General features: G+C 42.3%; 19 protein-coding genes. 10 read left to right on the top strand and 9 right to left on the bottom strand.

Annotated elements, in window-relative coordinates; all coding sequences use genetic code 11:
- Positions 1–51: 51 nt before the first annotated feature.
- Both AACW90_RS00095 and AACW90_RS00090 read right to left on the bottom strand, forming a co-directional pair.
- Entirely contained in the window at positions 52–1434 is a 1383-nt protein-coding gene (locus AACW90_RS00095; RefSeq protein ID WP_390229229.1) for an alkaline phosphatase, read from the bottom strand.
- 194 nt (positions 1435–1628) lie between these two features.
- The gene (locus AACW90_RS00090; RefSeq protein ID WP_390229227.1) at positions 1629–1835 is read right to left on the bottom strand and encodes a hypothetical protein; all 207 of its coding nucleotides are present in this window, start codon (positions 1833–1835) and stop codon (positions 1629–1631) included.
- Positions 1836–2164: 329 nt separating this feature from the next.
- On the opposite strand from AACW90_RS00090, the gene AACW90_RS00085 reads away from it, so the two are divergent.
- A complete protein-coding gene (locus tag AACW90_RS00085) occupies positions 2165–2635 on the top strand; it encodes a hypothetical protein (RefSeq protein ID WP_390229225.1) in 471 nt (156 codons plus the stop codon).
- A gap of 224 nt (positions 2636–2859) precedes the next feature.
- On the opposite strand, the gene ggt is transcribed toward AACW90_RS00085, so the two are convergent.
- The 6 genes from ggt to fruB all read right to left on the bottom strand — a co-directional run bounded on the left by ggt (position 2860) and on the right by fruB (position 12492).
- On the bottom strand, positions 2860–4605 hold the full coding sequence (gene ggt, locus AACW90_RS00080) for a gamma-glutamyltransferase (protein WP_390229223.1): 1746 nt from the start codon (positions 4603–4605) through the stop codon (positions 2860–2862).
- A 351-nt stretch (positions 4606–4956) separates the two neighbouring features.
- Positions 4957–6825, bottom strand: a complete 1869-nt coding sequence (locus tag AACW90_RS00075; protein WP_390229221.1) for a methyl-accepting chemotaxis protein — start codon at positions 6823–6825, stop codon at positions 4957–4959.
- Between the two features lie 349 nt (positions 6826–7174).
- Positions 7175–8440 (bottom strand): L-methionine/branched-chain amino acid transporter, encoded by a 1266-nt coding sequence (gene yjeH, locus AACW90_RS00070; RefSeq protein ID WP_390229219.1) that lies wholly within the window; start codon positions 8438–8440, stop codon positions 7175–7177.
- Between the two features lie 181 nt (positions 8441–8621).
- The gene (fruA, locus tag AACW90_RS00065; protein ID WP_390229217.1) at positions 8622–10358 is read right to left on the bottom strand and encodes a PTS fructose transporter subunit IIBC; all 1737 of its coding nucleotides are present in this window, start codon (positions 10356–10358) and stop codon (positions 8622–8624) included.
- 45 nt (positions 10359–10403) lie between these two features.
- Positions 10404–11345, bottom strand: coding sequence for a 1-phosphofructokinase (gene pfkB / locus AACW90_RS00060; protein ID WP_390229215.1), 942 nt, complete (start codon positions 11343–11345; stop codon positions 10404–10406).
- A 10-nt stretch (positions 11346–11355) separates the two neighbouring features.
- Positions 11356–12492: a fused PTS fructose transporter subunit IIA/HPr protein gene (gene fruB / locus AACW90_RS00055; RefSeq protein WP_390229213.1), complete on the bottom strand. Its 1137-nt coding sequence runs from the start codon at positions 12490–12492 to the stop codon at positions 11356–11358.
- Between the two features lie 323 nt (positions 12493–12815).
- Between fruB and cra the strand changes: the two genes are divergently transcribed.
- The 8 genes from cra (at position 12816) to dbpA (ending at position 21794) form a co-directional block, all read left to right on the top strand.
- A complete protein-coding gene (gene cra, locus AACW90_RS00050) occupies positions 12816–13793 on the top strand; it encodes a catabolite repressor/activator (protein WP_195705599.1) in 978 nt (325 codons plus the stop codon).
- 438 nt (positions 13794–14231) lie between these two features.
- A complete protein-coding gene (locus tag AACW90_RS00045; protein WP_390229210.1) occupies positions 14232–15029 on the top strand; it encodes a transporter substrate-binding domain-containing protein in 798 nt (265 codons plus the stop codon).
- Between the two features lie 59 nt (positions 15030–15088).
- Complete coding sequence (locus AACW90_RS00040; RefSeq protein WP_390229208.1) at positions 15089–16036, top strand: amino acid ABC transporter permease; 948 nt, start codon at positions 15089–15091, stop codon at positions 16034–16036.
- Positions 16037–16058: 22 nt separating this feature from the next.
- On the top strand, positions 16059–16784 hold the full coding sequence (locus AACW90_RS00035; RefSeq protein WP_390230779.1) for an amino acid ABC transporter ATP-binding protein: 726 nt from the start codon (positions 16059–16061) through the stop codon (positions 16782–16784).
- Between the two features lie 240 nt (positions 16785–17024).
- Positions 17025–17519: an RNA-binding S4 domain-containing protein gene (locus tag AACW90_RS00030; protein WP_390229206.1), complete on the top strand. Its 495-nt coding sequence runs from the start codon at positions 17025–17027 to the stop codon at positions 17517–17519.
- Positions 17520–17735: 216 nt separating this feature from the next.
- Entirely contained in the window at positions 17736–19685 is a 1950-nt protein-coding gene (locus AACW90_RS00025; RefSeq protein WP_390229204.1) for an alpha-amylase family protein, read from the top strand.
- A complete protein-coding gene (locus tag AACW90_RS00020) occupies positions 19675–20238 on the top strand; it encodes a sugar O-acetyltransferase (protein WP_390229202.1) in 564 nt (187 codons plus the stop codon). The genes AACW90_RS00025 and AACW90_RS00020 overlap by 11 nt, the downstream gene beginning before the upstream one ends.
- Before the next feature lie 170 nt (positions 20239–20408).
- Positions 20409–21794, top strand: coding sequence for an ATP-dependent RNA helicase DbpA (dbpA, locus tag AACW90_RS00015; protein WP_390229200.1), 1386 nt, complete (start codon positions 20409–20411; stop codon positions 21792–21794).
- 86 nt (positions 21795–21880) lie between these two features.
- Here dbpA and AACW90_RS00010 read toward each other — a convergent pair whose 3' ends face one another.
- On the bottom strand, positions 21881–22183 hold the full coding sequence (locus AACW90_RS00010) for an ArsR/SmtB family transcription factor (protein WP_390229198.1): 303 nt from the start codon (positions 22181–22183) through the stop codon (positions 21881–21883).
- Positions 22184–22455: 272 nt separating this feature from the next.
- Between AACW90_RS00010 and AACW90_RS00005 the strand changes: the two genes are divergently transcribed.
- Positions 22456–23373: a permease gene (locus AACW90_RS00005; RefSeq protein ID WP_390230776.1), complete on the top strand. Its 918-nt coding sequence runs from the start codon at positions 22456–22458 to the stop codon at positions 23371–23373.
- Positions 23374–23646: the final 273 nt, after the last annotated feature.

Genomic DNA, 23646 nt, shown 5'->3' with positions numbered 1-23646 from the left:
ACTATCCTGCTGAGGCTTTTTCTTTCTTACAAGCAAGTCATTTCTTACACATTATTTTTGAGTAAGGCTACGAATTAACTTAGGTACATCTGTATTGTTTAATACACCTTCGAAGTACTGAGAACCCGGACCTGTCGCGAATAATGGAATCATATTCGCTGAGTGACCACCAGTGCTAGAGGCTTCTCTGACAGCACGATCGATAGCACCAGCTTGGTAGTGAGCGGCGACCATTGAGCCAATTTCCCAACCGAGTTTGTATTGATACTTCAACTTCCCTTTCTTACCCATTACGTGAGAATTTAATTCAGCAACTTGTTCATCGGTCACTTCAAAGCCTGCATATTCTTTGAATATAGCTTTAATTGAATCGGGTTCAAAACTTTTCCCATCGGCCGCTTTAACGAGTTTTCCTGCCATAAATTCAGGTGAAACAGTGATGTTTTTTAAACCTGCAATGTCCATTGGTTCGGTAACAGATAAGCCCATGGTTTCATGGTCGGCTAATACAACAATTAGTGTGTCATTGCGATCTTTTGCCCAATTTACAGTTTGTTCGACAGTGCGATCAAACTCCATAAATTCTTGCCAGACACCGGTAATATCGGCGGCATGTGCGGCGTGGTCAATTCGAGCGCCTTCAACCATAAGGAAGAACCCGTCTTTATCCTTTTTAAGGACATCTATCGCTTTTTCGGTCATCAATTCTAAGCTTGGTTCGTTACTATTTAAATCATCACGATCCAATTTATAGTTCATATAGGTTGGATTGAATAGACCTAAAAGTTTGTCTGCGCCTTTAACGGCCGCGAGTTGGTCTTTATCTTTTACGATGGTATAGCCCGTTTCTTCAAATTTTGGCAATAAATCAACACCGTCTTGTTTTTTAGGACCAAAATACTTTGAACCGCCACCTAATAAAACGTCATATCCGTGTTCTAGCATTTGACGGGCGGCGGCTGGTTGGCCTTGATAACGATCGGCGACACTTGCTGTGAATGCTGCTGGTGTCGCATCTGTTACCGTATTGGTTGATATTACCCCAACCTTTCGGCCAGCTTTTTGGAAGTCATCGAGAATGCTATCAACTTCAATGCCCTGAGGATCAACACCAATAGCGCTGTTGTTTGTTTTTACGCTCGTTGCAATGGCAGTACCAGCGGCGGCGGAATCAGTGACTTGATTATTTGCTGAGTACGTTTTAACTAAAGCAACATTGGGTAATGATTCAACGAAATGAGAACCGTCTTTGCCATATTCCATATGGCGCGCTATTTCAAGTTGCCCTAAACCCATGCCGTCACCAATGAATACAATGACGTTTTTAGGTCTTATCGTTTCTGCTTGAGCCTGTGCAAAATCTGGTGCGGCCATAACGTAGTTAGAGCCTGCCAATGCGGTAATTGTGGCTAAAGCGATGGTTTTCAATTTCATAAATGGTGCCCTTCAACTAAAAAAATAAAACCTTTAACACAAAAAGGTCAAAAATACGGTCTATATTCGAATGAATCCGTATTTTCTCTGAAGATCACATATAGATATGATATCAAAATCACATAGTTAGTATGAATTAACTATTGATAGAACACTCTGTTTAATACTGTTGAAATTGAACGCTAAATCACATCTTATTCGGTGATTTCTTTGGATAGATCTCGGAAAAAATGACCCGTTTCACGGGTTGCGTCTCGCGTAGCATGGCCAATAGCCGTTGTGGCTTCTTTGGTTGCTTTAGCTACTTCATTAGCGTCTCGTTTTATCTGATCTTTTTGAGTAACGGAGCATGCAAATAGAGTCGTGCAAAGAAATAAAGTAAAAATAGAGTACCTGTTCATTTTGGTAAAGGTCAGCCGCTATAAAAATTAGGCTATAGTTTATCATTTTGTCAGAATGACGGAAGAAAAATAGCCCCAGATGAAAGCAATGCCAGCCATTTAGGAAAAGGTATTCATCGTTATTCCCGTGAAAACGGGAATCTGGGTGGTTTAGAACCTCACTTTCGTGAGAATGACGGAGTTTGATGTCTTAAGTTAACATTCAATTCTATAACAGGTGTTGCATCCATCTGTTTCCATATATGAGATGTCAGTATGTGAATTTCGCACTATATCCAACGCAGTTTACATGGTTAGATCACGTTTTTATTAGGAACTGGAGGTTAAACATGGGCTGGACAATTCAAGGCACAACACGTTATTTATCAGAATTTGGTCTTAAGCCAGTACGCAGTCGAATAAGCGTAGAAGAAGGCAGTATTTTTCTGAGTGAATTGCTTAAAGTTGATCCTAATAACATGATGAATTCAAACGGTTACGCTTATTATATCTGTCGCCAAAAAGAAGAGGTGAAAGCGTTACTCATTACGACTTCTATTGAAGATAGTAAGTATGTAAAAGAATCGGAGGCAAAGTTTATTCGATTAGTAAAAAGTTTGGTTAAGCAAACGACAACTGGAGTGGTTAATAAAGAAGTGGATTTGGTCAATAATCATATCGAAAAAGTTGGAGTGCATACTTTTCAGATTGAAAGAAATGGTATAAATCATAGTAATTCTTTGCGATGTATATTGAGCCTAACAGAAGACGCTATTGCAGCGAAGCAATGGCTTGATAAGATCGATTACCACGCCGTATAAACACACGATATACGTTGATTCTAAGCGCAATAGTCTATCTAAAAGTGCTCAATAGGATGCCCATTGATGTCGGCTCCAGTGTATCCGAATTGTTGATCAGTTATTTTCCAGATTGGTATTTTATAGGGGCCAGTTCAGTTTATTGAAAATGGCCCTATTTTTATCCCTGCTACTTACCCTGACGTCACGGCACTTAATCAAGTAACGGTCAATTAATGGCGAAGTTAATCACCTAAAGCCACGCCTTCACGACGAGGGTCTGCACCCCCTATCAATTTGCCGTCTTTAAATAAAATGGCATGAAGACCCGAGTTGAGGTCGCGGATATTAACTTTAAATCCCATTTTTTCTAATGGTTCTTTAAAGCTTTCTGCGGATGTACCTTGCTCAAGGTCATAGGTACCGAATCTATTCACCATATGTGGCATATCGATGGCTTGTTGAATATCCATTCCCCAATCTAAGTGTGCGATCAATGTTTGCGCGACGTAACCAATAATGCGAGAGCCTCCCGGAGAACCAACGGCCATGTAAGGTTGCCCTTGTTTCATCACGATCGTTGGCGCCATAGAAGAACGAGGGCGCTTTCCTGGTTCGAGGCGGTTCGCAATGGGATAGCCATCTTTATACGTGGCAAAAGAGAAGTCGGTTAATTCATTATTGAGAATAAAACCGTTGCTCATCACTCTAGAACCAAAACCATTCTCGACGGTACTGGTCATTGACACGATATTACCTTCTTTATCGGCAATCACTAGATGCGTTGTGCTTGGTAATTCAATGGACTGATCATCGGCTAGGGCTATTTTATTCGCCCATGGTGGATCTCCGGCCGTAACCGTCGATAATGCGCTGCCTTTTTTGATCAATGACGATCGGCTAGCAAGGTAATCAGGGTCAACTAACCCTTCAGGAACGGGTACAAAATCTGAGTCCGCCATATAACGACCTCGGTCAGCAAAGGCTAATCGAGATGCATCCCCTATTATCTGCCATGAAACGGGATCTTCAGGTCCCATTACGCCTAAATCAAAATGACTAGAGATGCCCATAATTTGCCCAACAGTAAGGGCACCAGAACTTGGTGGTCCCATGCCGCAGATGTCATATTGTCGGTACGGAGCACAGGTGGTCTCTCTTTCTACAACGGCGTAGTTAGTAAAGTCGGCTTGAGATAGATAGCCAGGGTTATCGGTAATGCCGGTGACTTTCGCTACGATATCTTTGGCTATTTGACCTTGATAAAAGGCACTTTCCCCTTCTCTTGCTAAAGTCGCAAGCGTTTTCGCATAAGCGGGATTTTTTAATGTGCTGCCTTGAGCAAGAGGTTGCCCATCGGATGTGAAGAAATAGGCCTTGGTGTCTGGATAGCGGCTCAAGCGCTCTTTATCTTTTGCAATAGAAGAGGCCAGTCGTTCTGACACGGTAAACCCGTCCGTCGCCATTTTTGTTGCCGGCACAAATAACTCGGTCCAGCTCTTTTGTCCATATTTTTCATGCATCGTTGCGAGTAACTTTACCGTGCCGGGCGTACCCACAGAGCGGCCGCCGACAACAGCGTCATAAAATTTTAAAGGCTTACCATTTTCGTCTTGAAAAAGTTCGGGACGAGCAGCTAAAGGGGCCGTTTCTCTGCCATCAAACGTGGTGATTTTTTTAGATTTTGCATCATAGTAAACCAAAAAGGCACCACCACCCAAACCAGAAGATTGTGGCTCAACTAAGCCCAATACGGTTTGTATTGCAACTAAAGCGTCGGCAGCATTACCCCCATTTTTTAATACCTCATATCCTGCTTGAGCGGCCAATGGGTTTGCTGCTGCGACCATGTAGTCATTGGCGACGACAGCCTGTTTAGCTGTCACTTTGCTGGTTAACTCTGGAGCGACAGAGTCCGCCACTTGCGAGGTGGCATTGGCGTTAATGGAAAGAAAAAACAAGCCAACTGACGTTAATGTTTTTTTGTACATATATTCCCTTATTATAATGTTAACCCATTGAAATAAAGTCAATACTTGGAAAGTATGCTTATATTTTCTCTATTTAAAATCAAAGGGTTATATTGTTTTTAATAATAATTATTCAAGTCGTCTTGCTCAGTAGAGGCAAACTGCACTGGAATGGGGAAAGTATAGAAGAAGATTGAAAAGAAGTGTTTAGCATAAATAAGATATTCACAATGACAAAGCGAAAACGTCAATGAAATAACACGTTGTATGCCGTGTTTTAAGTGTAATACAGGCCCTAGTTGGGGGGATGGGTTTTCTACAATTTAAAGGGTGAGTAGATATCTACTCACCCTTTCTTTGAAGCGGATAACCTTACACTATAAATTTGTCTAAGATACCATTCTGCTCTCGAACATTGTCGCTTTGAATCTGCATTTCTTTACTAGATTCACCTGCGGCATTGGCAACGAGGTCTGACAAATCTTTGATTTTCACAGTATTAGAGTTTATTTCTTCAGCCACTAAGCTTTGTTCCTCCGCTGCGGAAGCGATCTGCATATTCATATCGGTGATACGCTGAATAGCTTCTCTAATGCGCTCTAGCGCGCTATTTGCCTCTTGTGCTTGGGTCACAGTTGTAACTGCGGTCTCTTTACTTGTACCCATCGCCTTAGCTACCGCACCTGCACCGGCTTGTAGTTGTTCAATCATGGTACGGATTTCAGTAGTGGACTCTTGAGTTCGTTGTGCCAATGTCCTCACTTCATCCGCAACAACCGCAAACCCGCGACCATAGTCTCCGGCGCGCGCGGCTTCAATTGCTGCATTGAGCGCAAGCAGGTTAGTTTGGTCTGCGATATCGTTAATCACCTGAAGTACGGTTTCAATTCTATCGGTAGCATCTTCCAATGATTTTACTTGTATGACGGCATCGTCAATGCTGGCGGATAACGCGCCAATAGATTCTGTCGTATGGCTAACGATAGCACTGCCTTCTTGTGTGGCGTTATCGGCTTCTTGAGCCGCAGACGCAGCACCTTGTGCATTACCAGCCATGTCGGTAGAAGTCGTGGCCATTTCATGCATTGCCGTCGCCAATTGTTCAATTTCACGCATCTGTTCTGTCATAGCCGCAGCCGCAGCAGACGCGCCTTCAGAACTTGATTCGGCACCTTTTAGTATCTCGTGACTTATGCCTTTGAGTTGTTTTATCTTGTCTTGTAGGCTCTCGGTAAACAGGTTGAAACCTTTTGCGAGCTCTGCAAATTCGGTGTCTGTGGTGGTGGCTAAACGTTGTGTTAGATTACCGTCACCAGTAGCAACATCTTGGATTGCATCATTAAGTGATCCTAATGGCCTCATTAATTTACCAATCAACACAAGTAGCAAGCCGATACTGATTATCAGCGAGATGGTGGTAACAATGATAGAACTTGTACGCATATCACTAACGGGTTGGAAAGCAATACCATTGTCGATTACTGAACCAACATACCAGTCAATTCCGGGTATTTTTCGAAAGTCATAAGCTAACTCATTTCCATCTGAGTTCACAATCTGCATCTTTTCAGAAATGTTCACTTGAGCGTGCATTTCAGAAAATGGTTTGCCGTTTAATTCAGTATCTGGGTGAGCAATAATCGTCCCGTCAGAGGAGACAATAAATAGGAACCCTGCATCAAAAAGGTTCACTTGGTTTATTGTTTCGGCCAAACTTGCGAGACTCACATCAAAGAACAATGCACCAACAAATTGTCCACTTTTTTTCAATGGTGTTGCAATTGAGATTACGATCTCTTTGGTAACAGAATCGGCATAGGGGGCAGTAATGATAAGTGCATTTTTTGATTTGGCGTCCTTATACCAAGGGCGAGCGCGCGCATCCCAACTAGCACCGGGGTCCCAGTTAACATCGCCACTGATCGCTTTACCGTTTGTTTCTAAACCAGCACCAACAAGTATGAAAGGTTTTTTTAGACTGGGTTTATTAATTGCTTTCTTAATGGCATCGGGGCTTAGATCATCGTTAGCCATTTCTGTTGTATAAATAGCGAGTGCTTTTTGTCCGGAGATCTTATCAGCGACATTACTTTTTACACTATCCATTGCATTGTTTAACCCATGCATGATGGTTTCAGTAAGGAGGCTTTGGGTGGTAAAAACTTGCTTTGTAGTAACTATCGCAACGGTTACAAGCATCAATAATGTTGAAGCAGCAACAATTTTGTGACTAAATTTCATATTAAATCCCTTAACAAAAGGTATTTCGGACTTTCGTCAATAAGCTTATACACAGAATAGAAAACCATCCCGTACGCTCAAGTAAATATAATTATTATTTTTTATATAAAGCCTAACTAACACTTACAAGTATAGCGGCCTAATTCCGACAATCTTTAGTTAAAAGCTCGATTTAATACCGCTTTCTTAATGAAGATAAGTAGTTCACACTTTTTGGGGTGTACGTACATTATTGCAAGACGGTTTTGAGACTAATATAAAAAATGATTTTCATATCAGCTCAGTTCTCTACATACGGATGATGCCTAATGGCTATCGAAGGAAGAAACCCCGTCTTTGATGCGAGGAGTTATTCTTTATCTGCCGGTTGTGGTCTGAAATTTTTAATATCTCTTCTTACAAAATGAACCAAAGCAAAAACAGCAATAGCATAGAGAGAAGCCCAACCGAGGCATGCAAATACCAGAATAGTGATGACCAGAGCAATGAGAGAAAGTACTTTATTCGTGTCAGTGAGCAGTTTGTACGCCGATAGCATGGCAAGCAAATAAACCAGAACAAATACCCCGTTGGCTAATTTTACCAGCGCTTCTAGATCAACACTCAAAACTTCTCCGACGAATGCACAGATAACCAAAATTCCGGTGATAGTAAGAGTAGCTACGGTAGGAACGCCACGTTTAGAGATGACCGCCATTTTGGTCTGAGGATGGCTGTTCTTAGCGATAGCGTATGCCATTCTAGATAAGCTTTGCACATATAAATTAAGGCTAGCGAAACAGGCGAAATATCCGACAAGGCTAATGAGCGTCGCCCCTTTTCTACCAAAAATTTGCTCACTTATCCAAGGGATAGATCCAGAAGAAAGCGCTTCTGTACCGTAAGCTTGGAACTTAAGAATGACAACAGAGCAACTCCAATAGATCACACCAGCAAATAGAGATCCCAAGATAATCGCGATAGGGAAATCCGTTTCGGGTTTTTTAAATTCTTCTCCCATATGAGCAAATGCTTCAATACCGACAAAACACCAGAACATCACGCCCAATGCAGATGCAATCGGAAAAATAGAATCGGTGGTTAAAACCGGCATTTTAATATCTGCGGTGCTGACACCACCATAGATCCAGAACAGAGACACAAGGGCACAGATAGCCAAAGCAACAATCGTTTGAATCCGTGCTGACGATTTGCTACCAATCAGATTGACTGCAATCAATAAGCCGATCGTGATAAGTTCAGCGACGAGGGTGTGATCAAAAGGGGCAGGAAGTAGCGGTTTTCCAAAACTACCGGCTAAGGCAATACCCGCGGGAATACCAACAGGTGTAACACTCAAAAATAACCAGCCAACGCTGCGCTCCATTCGTGGACCAAAGGCTTTGCGGACAAAATAAGCGGTGCCACCAGAACTTGGAAAACGTTTACCAAGGGCTGCGAAGGTCAGGGCGATAGGGATGATGGCGACAAATAAAATCAGCCATGCCCATAGTGACGCTTCGCCCGCGATACCTGCTGCGATTGCGGGTATCATAAATAGGCCAGTACCCAATAGGGTGGTAGATAATTGGCCAACGCCAGACCATAACGTAATTTCTTTTTTCAGCTCGCCCATAGAAACTGCTCTTAATGTATTGATATCCCAATTGGTTAGGCGGGCAAGGATACTGCAATTCTTGATGCAAGATACAATTTTTCACAGACTATTTTTGATTAATTGTTCTATCAAAAAAAACAGAGCCTCGTTATGAAGGCTCTGTTGATCTGATAACTTGAATGCAAGTCAAATAACGCAATTAAGCAATAGCTTGCTCTGTTTGCTCAGCACGGCTTTTCAAAAACGCATAACCAAACCCAGTAACTGCGGTACCTGCTGTTATGGCGATAATGTACATCAGTACGGAAGAGATAGCATTTGGAATAAACAGCACGAAGAGACCGCCGTGTGGTGCCATTAACTCGCAACCAGCAAGCATTGAAAGAGCACCCGCAACCGCTCCACCAGCCATTGTACAAGGGATAACGCGCATAGGATCACGGGCTGCAAATGGAATAGCACCTTCAGAAATAAAGCATAAACCTAATACAAATGACGCTTTACCAGCTTCGCGCTCACTCTGATTGAATTTCTTTTTCGCAAGGAAGGTCGCTAAACCCATACCGAGCGCAGGAACCATACCGGCAGCCATGACAGCGGCCATAGGTGCATAGGTTTGCGAAGCCAATAAACCAACGCCAAATGTGTAGGCGGCTTTGTTGACTGGACCCCCAAGGTCGAAACACATCATACAACCGAGAACGATACCAAGCATGATGGCATTGGCATTGCCCATGTTATTAAGGAACTCAGTCATTGCTGCCATGACGGTAGCAACCGGACCACCAACCACATAGATCATTATCAGACCAGTAAATAGGGTCGCGACAAGTGGAATAATAAGAATTGGTTTTAACGCGTCCATTGATCGAGGAAGCTGCAGTTTATCAGCGATAAACTTGGCCGAGTAGCCTGCGATAAAGCCCGCTAAGATACCCCCCAAGAAACCTGCGCCAATTGAGCTCGCTAACATACCGCCAACAAGACCGGGCGCAAGGCCTGGACGATCCGCGATAGAGAAAGCGATGTAACCAGCAAGCACAGGAATCATTAGTGCGAATGCCGATCCGCCTCCTATTGTCATCAGTGCCGCAGCAAGAGTACCTTCTTCTTTAAACGCTTCTATACCAAAGACAAACGAGAGTGCGATAATCAAACCACCAGCTACAACGACGGGTAGCATATGTGAAACCCCGGTCATCAGGTGTTGGTATATGCCTTTGCTTTCTTCTTCTTTCGCGGTAACAGTGCCATTAGATTGGGTATAAACCGTTGCTTCAGCGAAAGCTTTTTCCACTTCTTGCTTGGTTTTTTTAAGGGCTGGTCCTGTTTTCGTTTTATAGAGTTTCTTACCGTTAAAGCGATCTAAAGGTACATCGATATCTGCGGCGATAATAACTAAGTCAGCCTCTTCGATTTCCTGATCAGTCAGCTGGTTTTTTGCACCTACACTACCGCGAGTTTCTACCTTAATTTGATGGCCAAGGCGCTTTCCTTCGTTTTCTAAAGCTTCAGCTGCCATGAAAGTATGTGCAACACCTGTTGGACATGCGGTAACCGCGACAATTTTCTTAGGTTCACTATGGCTTGATACGGGTACTGAAAGTGTGTTTGCCTCGGTAGAGGTTAATTCAGTTGCCTCTAAAACGGCTTTTTCTAACCATGTTTTTGTATCTTCAGTAATTTTAGATATCTCCGCCTGATACACTTTTTTTCCGATGAACCGTGTAGTATCAATTGGCGTGTTAGCGGCGATAATGACAACGTCAGATTGCGCAATATCATTGGCAGTTAGCGTATCTCCCTGCACTACGGTAGATTGGCATTCAATTTTTGCAATCCAATCGAGTGATTTCGCTGCTTTTTCAAGTAGCCCTGCTGCAATGATGCTATTTGCAACACCACTTGGACAAGCTGTAATAATAGCTATATTCATAATAATCGACCTTGTTAATTCATTGACTAATAATAGTTTATTGTTTTAGCTCAACTGGGTAATTTGCGTCTTTTCCTGTAAGGATTTGAGCGCCTCTAGGCTTGGAACACCAACGCCTACTTGCGCGACAGCTAATGCAGAGAGGGCGGTAGAGAATTTCAATAGTTCTGGTTTCTGCATGTTTTGCATATGGCCCCAACAAAGACCGGAAACCAATGTATCGCCAGCACCAACGGTACTCACCACCGTCATTTTTGGTGGCTGAGAGCGTAACCATTCATTTTGGTTAAGCCACAACACCCCTTTGGACCCCATAGAGACCACGATGTTGTCGATGCCTTTGTCGGCAAGCTCCTGTGCAGCTTGTTGACATTCAGTCGGTGTATCCAAAGACCGACCAACAAACTCGGACAACTCTTCGTCGTTGGGTTTTATAAGCCATGGGTTTGAATTGATACCAACGGTAAGCGCTTCACGACTGCTGTCAAACAACACTTTTTTACCAAGGTTATGCAGATGCTGTATCCAACTGGCGCATAAATCGGGTGAGACACCTTTAGGCAAGCTACCCGCGATAACAAAATAATCGTGGTTCTTCGCCAGCTCGAAAAGCGTCTGCTCAAATTGCTTGATGTCGTCTTCGCTGACCTCAACACCCGGAAAGTTGATATCGCTCACTTCTCCAGATTGCTCAACTAATTTTACGTTGATGCGCGTTGCACCATCTACCCGAACAAATTTGTTGGTAGCACCGATCTCTTCAAATAATTGACAGAACATCTCCTGGTTATCACGGCCCAGAAATCCAGTGACGGTAACCTTCGCGCCTAAATCAGAAAGTACCTTCGCAACATTCACGCCTTTACCTGCAGCGTGTAATGAGCCTTGATTCACGAGGCTCACACTACCTACATTTAGCGTTCCCATACTACCAGTGAGATCCAAGGCAGGATTTAGGGTGACGGTAACGACTTTTTTGGTTGTCATAATACGATCCTTACCCTTCACCTAGGCCAGATTCAATGGCGATGCCTATTGCTTTTATTGCTTCACCAGCGTCGATGCCATCCGCGGAGAACGCCAAAGAATGTCCATGCATAACACCTAATCCGATCACCTTCATTAAGCTCTTAGCGTTGACGGTCTTTCCGTCTCCATCAAGATTCTTCACACTGATAATTGACTCAAATTTCTTTGCTTCTGCTACCAGCATTGCGCCTGGACGAGCGTGTAAACCGTGGGCATTTTTTATCTTGAAGACGGCATTATTATCGGACGTTGTGGGAGCAGACGTTTCGCCATCATCTTGTGTGAATAGAGAGACCAACTCTTGCTTAGTGGCTTGAAGAATGGTGGTTTGCTTCTGTTGGAAGACTAATTCACTGATCGTATCCAGCATGGTTTGGTGAGCGGCATTGCAAACGGAAAAAGTAATGAGTCCGTTGACGGGTTTGCCTTCAAATGAAAATACGGGGTCGACAGTAACGACAGACATTGCAGTGCGTGATACCGAGGAAACACTGCTGATCAACCATAGGCCTTTACCTAGATAGGTTGGTTTTTTACTAACAAGGTCTGCGATGAAGCTCGCCTCAACTGAATGGGTGTTTTTTAATAGGCCACCCGCAACGGCAGAAAGTTGAATCATGTCGCTTGCAGGGAAGTCTTGTAAGATCAGAGATTCACCAAAGTCTGCAGTGAATTGAACGTCACCATTTAATAGGGCGATGATTTCTTGTTTTGTAGAAGCATCTCTCAGTTTATCTTCAACACCATCAGCAGAAAGAACCTTAGTCAGTTGCTTTAATATGCCTAAATGCTCGTCAGATTTAGCGGCGATGCCTATTGCGATATAAACCGTGTTGCCGTCTTCCCAATCTACGCCTTGGGGAAAGTGATGGACAGCGACCCCGGTGCTTTTCACCAGATGACGGGTATCGGTTGTACCATGAGGTATAGCAATGCCGTTTCCAAGGAAGGTGGTGTTTTGTGCTTCCCGATTAAGCATACCTTCTACGTAGTCAACTTCTACTAATCCTTTCTTTGCGAGGTCGCTCGCTAAGACGCGAATGGCCGTGCTTTTGTCTTGAGCAGTTTGTTGAAGCTCAATATCTAATGTTGTCAGTTTTAACATGGTGTACCTCTTAGAGCTCTTTTATGTGAGCTTCAATCATCTGGTCTAATTGCTCTAAATCTTCGATTCATCGCTCGTGCAAGTTCAAAGCTGAATCGGTTCAGCAATGCTTCAAAAAAATTCAGCAAACATCTACACATGTTGCTGATACTTGTTGTTTCGCTTAACTCACTAAACCACGGTGCAAAATAAGTGATTTAAGTCATATTTCAAGTTTTGCTGAATCCTTTCAGCTTTAATACTGAATCGATTCAGCGTATAATTCAAGCTAGAATAGTAAATAATCTGTAAAATTTTGATCAACTGCACATAAAGGTAATGAAATGACATTAGTCGAAATAGCAAAGTTGGCAGGTGTCTCAAAGACTACGGCGAGTTATGTCATCAACGGTAAAGCAAAAAAATACCGTATAAGCGAGAAGACTCAACATAAAGTGATGGCTGTTGTTAATGAGCATAATTACCAACCTGACCATGCAGCTTCATCTCTGCGGGCCGGGAATAGCCGTTCATTTGGCCTTATTATTCCTGATCTGGAGAACTCGAGCTACACCAAACTTGCCAAATTACTCGAACAAAACTCGCGAAAAGCGGGTTATCAAATCTTGATTGGTTGCAGTGATGACGAAGCTGAAATTGAAGAGAGTTTGGCTACCGCACTGTTGAGCCGAAGAATTGACGCACTGTTTGTGGCGACTTGCCTACCCAATGCAAACGAATATTACTTAAAAATCCAAAAATCTGGTACGCCTGTCGTGGCAATAGACCGTCCTTTAGATGATGAATGTTTTGGGTGTGTTATCAGTGAAGACTATACCTCCGCCTATGATTTGACCAATTCAGTCTTGTCGCAGAGTGTAAAGACGGTTGGATTAATCGGTGCTCTGCCTGAATTAAGCATCTCTAAAGATCGTCAATTAGGTTTTTACGCAGCAGCGCGTATCCATAAAAAAGAATCCATCGTTGGTTATGGCAAGCATTTTAATAGAGAAGAAGGCAAAGCTGTATTGTCTCAATGGGTGCGTGAGAAAAAAGTACCTGACGCCATCGTGGTCACATCTTATACTCTTTTGGAAGGCGTGTTGGATGTGCTTTTGGAACACACCGAGCTGATGTCAAAAATAAAATTGGGCACTTTTGGCGACAACAGATTGCTCGATTTCCTGCCAATGAAAGTAAACTCGCTGCCTCAGCAATTTGAATTAATCTCTGATAGCGCGCTTGCGTTAGCACTCAATGCTTCAGCCAAACGTCAGCAGTTTGGTATTGAGTTAATACCGAGAAAATTAATACGCCGATAACGGCTGAGATACTCAAAGGCTTACTCCAACGCCGTTTCCTCAAATTTAGCTGTTTATTCTATATAAGTGGCTAAATATCGAACAATTAACATCTGCACCAATATTATCTTTTTTCTTTATTTCCGCACCATTAAGGTGCGTTCATTATGAGCGAAATACATAGAAAAAGAACATGTCAGTTTAATGTGCTTATATATTCTAATTTCTTGGGTTAAATATCTATTAATTTTCCATTTATCAAGTGTGATGTTATCGGCATAACTATTGCTATAACTAACGATAGATGCACAATTTTGGTGATTAAGAATAGATGCTCTAAAAAGTAACCTGAGTATTTATGCTGTACAAATGATATATAATGCAATATTATTTAGTAATAGTGAATAAAAAACCATTAACGGACTAATTTGTTAACAATAATAACAGGGATTTAACATAATGAAGCATAAAATAGGTAAGTTGGCCGCATATAGCGCGATAATCCTCTGCTCTGCGGGAGCGACCGCAGGACCAATATTAGACGGTATTGCTGAGTCTGGTGAACTACGCGCGTGTTTTGATGCGGGTTATATGCCATTTGAAATGAAGTCTACTAACAATAGTTATATTGGTTTTGATATCGATTTAGGTAAAGTGATGGCGAAGCAGATGGGAGTGAAATATGTGCCTGTAAACACAGCATGGGATGGCATTATTCCAGCGCTTATTACCGGTAAGTGTGACATCATTATGGCGGGTATGACGATAACGGCTCCTCGTAATATGAAGGTGAATTTTGCTGACCCATATATCGTCGTTGGCCAATCTATACTCCTAAACCCTAAGTTGAAGGGTGAGATTAACAGCTACAAAGACCTTAACGATCCTAAATATGTAGTAGCAAGTAAGCTTGGTACAACCGGTGAAACGGTAGTAAAAAGAATGTTAAGTAAGGCGAAGTATAACGCGTTTGAAACTGAAACTGATGCCGCATTGGAAGTGATAAATGGTAAGGCTGACGCGATGATCTACGACATGCCGTTTATCTCTATCTATGCTGCTCAAAATAGTGAGAAAATAAACGCAATTCTGGAACCATTCACCTACGAGCCGCTTGGTTGGGCCGTTAAACAAGGTGATCCTGATATGGTCAATTTTTTGAATAATTATCTTCGTCAAATCAAAGGTGATGGCACTTACGAGCGTATTTATGCTAAGTGGTTCAAGAGTGATGCTTGGTTAAAACAAATTAAATAGGTGGAATCAGCCAGAAATGTTCTGTTTCTGGCTCTCACTACTCTCATTTTGGTATTGATATGCTACATAAAAAGAATAATTGGGCCTGGCACTTTTTATTTGTACTCGCTCTTATCGGCATTGGTTTTTCCGTTTATTCCGCTTCGCAAAAAATAAATTATACATGGCAATGGAATCGAATTGTCCCCTATATAATTGATTCATCACCAACTGAAACGTTAGCCGATAGTGATGGTACGGTTATTACGGTCGAAAAGGACAACATTGTTATTGAATTTGACAATGGAGACCCTGCTCAACGAATTGAAAAAGCAGATGATGTATTTGTAGTAGAGGGTGATTTAGTCTTTGCTGGTGACAGAATTTCTAGCCTAAATCAGCAGAGTATGGGTGTACTTTTAATCGGATTGATTACGACGATTCAACTCTCAATTATTTCATTGTCTTTTGCCATTGTCATTGGTTTAGTTGCCGCGTTAATGCGTATATCCACAAACCCATTAAGTCGAAACTTCGCTTTTTTGTATGTTGAGATTATTCGCGGTACACCACTTCTTGTGCAGATCTTTATCGTGTATTTTTTCTTAGGCACGATCTTCGATCTAGACAGATTTACCGCAGGTATTACTGCGCTGTCTGTCTTTACAGGGGCGTATATTGCGGAAATTATTCGTTCGGGTATCCAGTCGATCCCACAGGGACAAATGGAAGCAGCACGCTCATTGGGTATGAGTTATCCCAAGGCAATGACTTACGTTATCTTACCCCAAGCATTTAAACGCACGCTACCACCTATGGCTGGACAATTGATTAACTTAATAAAAGATTCCTCATTGGTGTCGGTTATTTCCATTACGGATTTGACTAAGGCTGGTCGAGAAGTCGTTGCGGGTAGCTTTGCTACATTCGAAGTATGGTTTGCCGTTGCGGCGCTTTACCTTGTACTAACTTCTACACTATCTTTCGGTGTACAGCGCATTGAGAAGAGGCTATCAAACAGTGACTAGAGCGGATTATAAAGGCGAAGAGATGGTTGTCGCCGCAAGCGTAGATAAGATTTACGATAACGGCTGTCACGCACTAAAAAAGGTGTCCGTGACTGTAAAACGTGGAGAAGTCGTGGTAATTATTGGGCCGTCTGGTTCAGGTAAATCAACCTTCTTGCGTACACTAAACCAATTAGAGGTCGTGACGGATGGCGATATCATCATAGATGGTATCAATATGTATGACTCTTCTACTGACATCAATGTGTTACGCGAAAACGTTGGCATGGTATTCCAGTCCTTCAATCTATTCCCACATCTTTCAGTCAAAAAAAATGTGATGCTTGCTCCATTGAAGGTATCTAAGCTAGATAAAGATGAAGTAGAAAAGAAGGCTGTGCAACTGCTGACCAGAGTAGGACTAGCTGAAAAAATAGATGTCTTTCCAAGTCAGCTATCCGGCGGACAACAACAGCGTGTTGCTATTGCACGTGCGTTAGCGATGAATCCCGATCTCATGCTGTTTGATGAGCCAACATCTGCACTCGACCCAGAGATGGTTGGAGAGGTTTTAGAAGTGATGAAGTCGCTTGCGGAAGAGGGTATGACCATGGTCGTTGTTACGCATGAGATGGGTTTCGCTAGCGAAGTAGCAGACAGAGTTCTGTTTATGGAAGATGGCCAGCTGCTTGTTGACGATATCCCAGAAAACTTTTTTGAAAATCCGTCTCACCCTCGATTAAAAACGTTTCTGTCGAGTATTCTGTGAGTCGATACGCTGCTCATTTGATGTGTCATAGTAGGGTCTGTTGACCTTTCAGGCTGTTTAACAACAGATCCTATGATGTTTGCATAAACTGATATTGACCCATGCTTTTCACACGAAGCATGGGTAGTTTTTCCCTTGTTATCGACACGACGATATTTAAACCCTCTTATATCCCTCACTTTATCCACTTGCCACTGAATTTTGTTACACTACGCTCAAATATCCCTATAGGTCATTCCCATGAACGAAGAGCAAGCAGACGATCTCTCCTCTGATGAAGTAGAAGTTGAGGCGATCGGTATCGAGATCAGCAGTCAACCAATTGAACTTTATAAATTATTTAAAATAGCTAACTTGGTCAACGGTGGCGGTGAGGCAAAACATATTATCTCAGAAGGATATGTGGCTGTTAATGGTGAAATAGAGACCAGAAAACGTCGTAAAATGTTTGACGGCGATTTGGTTGAATTTAATCAAGAGTATTATGTGGTTTTGTGTGATCTTCCCGAAGGCGAACTACCCGAAGTTTTTGAAGAAGATCTGGTCGCGCAAGAGTATCAGGTGAGTGATTCGGATATTGAGTCTAACGATCATGAGATGCTAGACGCACCTATTCAAAACGAATACGAAGAGGCCCCTTTGGAAGAGACTGAATCAGAAATTAAAGAATCTGAGTCAGAACCTGAAGAGCCTACAAAAAAAAGTAGCGGTAGAAAATCGATTCAATTTTTCTAGTCTGACATAATGTAATTGCTCTTTTGATTTAATTGTCGCTAGCGATTAGCCACTGAAGTAGGGAAGGTATTCGGTGGCTGTTATCTGTTTGACTATCTATGGCGATTAGCATCACAAAATAAGACTTAATCACTTCCTTAACTGTTACTTAAACGATTAAGTTAAATATCATGCTATTTAACTGTCAATAAAGTACACGTAATAAGGGAGTTCTCAATGCTGTCACATTCGTTGAGCGAGAAAGCATTAAAACAAGTCTTGAGTTCAGTCACCCTGCCAACGTTGACCAATAAAGAAGAAAAGGTTTTTCTAGAGCGTTTAGAGCGTCATTTTCCAGAACTGGTTTCTAAGCTCCATCTACTCTATTCCGATCATTATGATTTTTTCTTTCATCTGCAAAATCTAGTCAATGGTTTGGCGTCGGCATTCGCCAGTCGTAAACCTAAATTAAAAATGAGAGACGAGCAGCGCCTTCTCGATCCCACTTGGTATCGAAGTGAAAAGATGTTGGGCATGGCACTCTACGTTGATTTGTTTGCTGGTGACTTAAAAAAACTTAAACGCAAGTTACCCTATTTTCAAAGCCTAGGTGTTAATTATGTTCACTTGATGCCGCTATACCAGTCCCCTAAAGGTGATAGTGACGGTGGTTATGCGGTATCTGATTATCGTAAAGTCGATTCAGCATTAGGAAGTGAAAAAGACCTACAGGATCTCTCTGACGCTTTTAGCGAAGCGGGTATTAGCTTGGTTCTTGATTTTGTGTTTAACCACACCTCAAATGAACATGAATGGGCAAAAAAAGCATTAACTGGCGACCCAGAGTTCGCGGATTTTTATCATTTTTTCGATGATAAAAAAGAGGTGGATGAATATAATCAAACATGTCGTGAAATTTTCCCTACGGTAAGACGAGGAAGTTTTACCTTTCTAGAACAACCAAACAAATGGGTATGGACCACATTTAACCGTTTCCAATGGGATCTTAATTATTCTAACCCTGCGGTGTTTAATGCGATTGCGGATGAAATGCTTTTTTTAGCAAATATAGGGTGTGAAGGATTGCGCCTAGATGCACTTGCGTTTATCTGGAAGGAAAAGTGGACACAATGCGAAAACTTGCCAAAAGCACATACGCTTATTCAGGCATTTAATCTCTGTTTGCAGATTGTTGCTCCCGCCGTTCAGTTCAAGTCAGAAGCGATTGTTCACCCCGATGAAGTTGCAAAATATATCGATAAGAATGAATGCCAGCTCTCATATAACCCACTTATGATGGCACTTATGTGGGAAAGTTTGGCAACCAGAGAAACCAAACTATTAACGGCTTCGCTTAAGAAGAGCTTCGAGATTTCCCCCGACTGTGCATGGGTGAATTATATCCGATGTCACGATGACATAGGATGGACGTTTGATGATGATGTGGCGAGTCAGTTGGGGATAAATGGCTTCGATCATCGTCGTTTTCTGAACCGATTTTACACGGGTCGTTTTGACGGTTCTTTTGCGAAGGGAGTACCATTTCAAGAGAACCCGACAACGGGCGACTGCCGAGTGTGCGGCTCACTGGCCTCATTAGCAGGGTTAGAAAAAGCGGTAATATCAGGTGACACGCAAGAATTGGATTTCGCCATCAAGCGGATATTACTTCTTAACAGCATAAGCTTGAGTATTGGTGGTATTCCGCTTATCTATCAAGGTGACGAGATCGGCGTGTTGAATGATCATACTTATCTAGATGATGAATTTAAAAAAGACGATTCTCGCTGGGTCAACCGACCCGCGATTACAGCAGAGATTGTCAACTTAGCGAAGCATGCGACGTCCCCACAAGGTATCATTAATCGCCAACTAAGCCAGATGATTGCTATTCGTCAATCTGAATCTGTGTTTGGCGAAGCAAGTACACAGATACTGGAAACCTACCGTTCTCACTTATTTGCTTATTCCCGTGAACATAAAAACGGAGAGAAGCTGCTCGCTATTTGCAATTTCAGTGAACATCCGCAATCAATACCAAGTTCTATTTGCGATCTGCTACAGGCGAATCAGGTGTTTGACTTGCTGACAGGGAATGATATTTCACTTAACCAAGAGATCACTATCGGAGGGTACGCTGTGCTTTGGATAAAAAAATTAGAAATTGGAACAGTTAATGAGAAGTGAAAAACAAAAAATGTTGGCTGGTGAGCCCTATCTTGCTTGGGACAAAGAACTGTATTCAGAACGTGTCGCTTGCCGTAAAACATTACAATTACTAAATAATAGCTTACCAAATAGTGACGAATGGAAGGCATCGATCAAGCAACTGATTTCAAATGCGACGGATGATACTTATATCGAACCACCTTTTCGATGTGATTACGGTAGCAATATCCGTGTAGGTAAGAATTTTTATGCTAATTTTAACTGCATTATATTAGATGTGAATCGAGTTGATATTGGTGATAACGTGCTCTTTGCGCCCAATGTTCAAGTTTATACTGCGGGTCATCCAACGGATGTGAAAAGCAGAGTTGAAGAGGGTGTTGAATTTGGCTTACCGATCACAATCGGTGATAATGTGTGGATAGGTGGCGGCGTAATCATCTGTCCGGGCGTGACAATTGGGGCCAATTCCGTGATTGGTGCAGGTGCCGTAGTCACCAAAGATGTACCGGAAAATGTAGTTGCAGCAGGTAATCCGTGCAGGGTTATTAAGAAGATAGATAACAGCTAAATGCGATATTTTTGTATTTGTGATTTTATACAGCCTAAAGTAGCGATAACTTAAATATCCCGAGTTTAGCTGAACAATAATGATTAGAGTAACTAACAGTTGTAATAGCGCATCGATACAGTTATCGTGCGCTTCCAATTTCGTCACTCCCTAACCGATAGGACATTCCCTTGAGCCAGATACCATTTTCTACTCTTTCTTTATCGCCTGCTTTATTGCAAAACTTGGAGACATTGGGTTATACCTCAATGACACCCATTCAAGCAAAAGCATTACCCCTTATGCTTAAAGGCGTTGACGTTATTGGGCAAGGAAAAACCGGCTCAGGCAAGACGGCTGCGTTTGGACTTAGCTTATTGACTAACCTCAATGTAAAACGCTTTAGAGTTCAATGCTTAGTATTGTGCCCAACAAGGGAACTCGCTGATCAGGTAGCAAAAGAGATCCGATCGTTGGCGCGTTCTATTCACAATATTAAGGTATTGACACTTTGTGGCGGTATGCCAATGGGTCCACAGATTGGTTCACTTGAACACGGTGCTCATATTTTGGTCGGCACACCTGGTCGTATTTTGGATCACCTTGAGAGAGGACGTATTGACCTTTCTGAGCTCAACACTTTGGTTTTGGATGAAGCTGACAGAATGTTGGATATGGGCTTCCAAGATGCACTAGATGCGATAATCGGTGAAGCACCAACAGAAAGACAAACACTCCTATTTAGTGCGACCTTCCCAGAACAGATTCAAACAGTGGCTAACAAAATAATGAAGAAGCCTGAGTTGGTTAAGGTTGAGGCAACCCATGATAACTCAAGTATTTCGCAATTCTTCTACAAAGTAGGCAATGATACGGACAGATTAAATGCGGTCAAAAAGCTGCTATTGTCGCATCGACCTGAATCTTCTGTGATCTTCTGTAATACAAAACGCGAAGTTCAAGAGGTTGCCGAAGAGCTGTATCAAGAAGGGTTTGACGTTATCGACCTTCATGGTGATTTAGAGCAAAGAGACCGAAATCAAGCTCTGGTTCAGTTTTCAAATAAAAGTATTTCCATCTTAATTGCTACTGATGTCGCAGCTCGTGGACTTGATGTTGATAACCTAGATATGGTTATCAACTATCAATTATCTCGCGATCCAGAGGTTCACGTACACCGTATAGGTCGTACCGGCCGTGCGGGTAGTAAAGGTATGGCGTGTAGTTTGTTTAGCAGCAATGAAATGCATCGAGTTGCACAGATAGATGAGTATATGGATCTTCCTATCGACCCCATTGCGCTGCCGAATGAAGAGGTATTGAGTGAGCCAACATACCAAGCCGAAATGGTGACTATAGAAATCTCTGGCGGTAAAAAGCAAAAAGTACGCGCAGGTGATATTCTTGGAGCATTGACTGGCCAAGACGGCATAGATGGCAAAAAAGTGGGCAAAATTAATCTTTTTGACATGCGTTCTTATGTAGCGGTACATAAAAATGTCGTTAAAGAAGCACTCAAAAAGCTAGAAAATGGCAAACTTAAAGGCCGCAAGTTCAGAGCACGGATTCTTCGTTAATCGTTTTCAAGCATAATTGCATTCAAGTTGTCTCGAGGTATATTCGTAACCGAATGTGCCTCGTTTTAGTTTCTAGCCCTATGGCGTTAAGGTTCTAGGGCCGTCTCGTCTGCACAACACTCTTCTCTTAGATAACTGATCACGCCTTCTAAGTTCTCATACTCTGCTACACAGTATAGTGTGCGGCCTTCTCGTCGTTGTTTAATCAGGTCGGCGGAAGCGAGGCTAGAAATATGATGAGACAAAGTAGAATTTGGGATTTTCAATACCTCTTGGATTTTCCCAACAGCAATACCTTGAAAGCCTGCCTTAACCACCGTTTTATATATGCACAAACGGGTAGGGTGACCAAGTTCTTTCAGTGCTTTTGCAACGCTTTCTAGATTCATTCATTACTCCTAATTTATAGTTCGATAATATTCGAAATGTGGGGAATGTTCAACCCACTTTACGGTTCTGTCGCAAGATTGAGTCTATATACAAGAACATTGCATGTTTCAATCACTGAAATACCTATACTAACTTTCAATGACTTAACTACAGGTATAATGGATCAAAGTAGGTCCTCTCCATGTTTATATTTCGATAATTATGGAAATATATTGACGACATTAATTTGCGATAGTATATTTCGGTTATTCTAGAAATACAGAGATAAAGCATTATGAATATTACACAAGACATGGTCATGGATACCTTGGGCATGTTTGCCTTTTTAGCGGTAGAACTCACCATTCTTTTTCTATTGATTAGCTACCTTGTTGGTGTATTACAGGAATACATCCCACCAGAAAAAATACAGAGTATTCTGAGTGGTAAGAACGGTAAAGGGTATCTCGTAGCGGGTTTCCTCGGCGCGATTACACCGTTCTGCTCATGCTCAACCATTCCTTTCTTGAAGGGTTTGTTACGGGCGAAAGCGGGCTTCGGAACTATGATGGTTTTCCTATTTGCGAGCCCACTGTTAAATCCAATAATCATCGGGCTGTTTGCTGTAACGTTTGGACTAAAAGTCACCGCGTTCTACTTTGCTATCGCGATGGGTGTATCCGTTGTAGCAGGCTACACACTTGAAAAGTTTGGCTTTGAAAAATACGTAAAACCAGAAGCGTATATTACCCCTGAAGCAAAAGGGTGTGCTTCCTCATGTGGTGGAAAAGTAAAGACGGTAAGCAAATGGATAAAGATTTGGAATAGCACATGGACAGATTTTAAAAAGGTGCTTCCTTATCTAGTGGGTGGTATTGCGCTTGGCTCGATGATTTATGGTTTTATGCCAACAGAGTTTGTTGCGAGTATTGCAAGTGAAGACAATCCATTTGCTATTCCGGTCGCCGCGATAATTGGTATTCCATTGTATATCCGTGCGGAAGCTGTGATTCCCCTAAGTGCAGCGTTGGCCGCTAAAGGGATGGGACTTGGGGCCGTAATGGCGTTAATTATTGGCAGTGCAGGTGCAAGTTTAACGGAAGTGATTTTGCTTAAATCTATCTTCAAAAATCAGATGGTGGCCGCGTTCCTATTCGTTATTCTAAGCATGGCAATCGGTGCTGGATTCCTATACCAGTTCATCTTCTAATTGGAAAAAGCCCACCCTTCAGGGTGTAATCCTGTTCACTTAAGACATCAACCTCCGTCATCCTCACGAAAACCGACGTCATCTCCATGAAAATGGGGATCTAAACTCACCAAGATTCCCGTTTTCACGGGAATGACGATGACTACGGTATTGACCGCCCACATAGGTAACAGATCTGACCGGGCACATGGGTAACAGGTGTTAATGTGTAAGCTTCATAGAGGAGAAGCTTATGCCTTGGAATGAGACCTGTATCATGAGTCAAAGAACACA

Source organism: Vibrio frigidus (assembly GCF_042465995.1).
In the GTDB taxonomy this organism is placed as follows: Bacteria; Pseudomonadota; Gammaproteobacteria; order Enterobacterales; family Vibrionaceae; genus Vibrio.
This window is presented reverse-complemented; position numbering and strand designations above follow the sequence as displayed.

Bases quoted from the DNA above. Each gene is read 5' to 3' on its own strand.
- AACW90_RS00095 (WP_390229229.1), bottom strand. From the start codon at position 1,434: ATGAAATTGAAAACCATCGCTTTAGCCACAATTACCGCATTGGCAGGC.
- AACW90_RS00090 (WP_390229227.1), bottom strand. From the start codon at position 1,835: ATGAACAGGTACTCTATTTTTACTTTATTTCTTTGCACGACTCTATTT.
- AACW90_RS00085 (WP_390229225.1), top strand. From the start codon at position 2,165: ATGGGCTGGACAATTCAAGGCACAACACGTTATTTATCAGAATTTGGT.
- ggt (WP_390229223.1), bottom strand. From the start codon at position 4,605: ATGTACAAAAAAACATTAACGTCAGTTGGCTTGTTTTTTCTTTCCATT.
- AACW90_RS00075 (WP_390229221.1), bottom strand. From the start codon at position 6,825: ATGAAATTTAGTCACAAAATTGTTGCTGCTTCAACATTATTGATGCTT.
- yjeH (WP_390229219.1), bottom strand. From the start codon at position 8,440: ATGGGCGAGCTGAAAAAAGAAATTACGTTATGGTCTGGCGTTGGCCAA.
- fruA (WP_390229217.1), bottom strand. From the start codon at position 10,358: ATGAATATAGCTATTATTACAGCTTGTCCAAGTGGTGTTGCAAATAGC.
- pfkB (WP_390229215.1), bottom strand. From the start codon at position 11,345: ATGACAACCAAAAAAGTCGTTACCGTCACCCTAAATCCTGCCTTGGAT.
- fruB (WP_390229213.1), bottom strand. From the start codon at position 12,492: ATGTTAAAACTGACAACATTAGATATTGAGCTTCAACAAACTGCTCAA.
- cra (WP_195705599.1), top strand. From the start codon at position 12,816: ATGACATTAGTCGAAATAGCAAAGTTGGCAGGTGTCTCAAAGACTACG.
- AACW90_RS00045 (WP_390229210.1), top strand. From the start codon at position 14,232: ATGAAGCATAAAATAGGTAAGTTGGCCGCATATAGCGCGATAATCCTC.
- AACW90_RS00040 (WP_390229208.1), top strand. From the start codon at position 15,089: ATGCTACATAAAAAGAATAATTGGGCCTGGCACTTTTTATTTGTACTC.
- AACW90_RS00035 (WP_390230779.1), top strand. From the start codon at position 16,059: ATGGTTGTCGCCGCAAGCGTAGATAAGATTTACGATAACGGCTGTCAC.
- AACW90_RS00030 (WP_390229206.1), top strand. From the start codon at position 17,025: ATGAACGAAGAGCAAGCAGACGATCTCTCCTCTGATGAAGTAGAAGTT.
- AACW90_RS00025 (WP_390229204.1), top strand. From the start codon at position 17,736: ATGCTGTCACATTCGTTGAGCGAGAAAGCATTAAAACAAGTCTTGAGT.
- AACW90_RS00020 (WP_390229202.1), top strand. From the start codon at position 19,675: ATGAGAAGTGAAAAACAAAAAATGTTGGCTGGTGAGCCCTATCTTGCT.
- AACW90_RS00010 (WP_390229198.1), bottom strand. From the start codon at position 22,183: ATGAATCTAGAAAGCGTTGCAAAAGCACTGAAAGAACTTGGTCACCCT.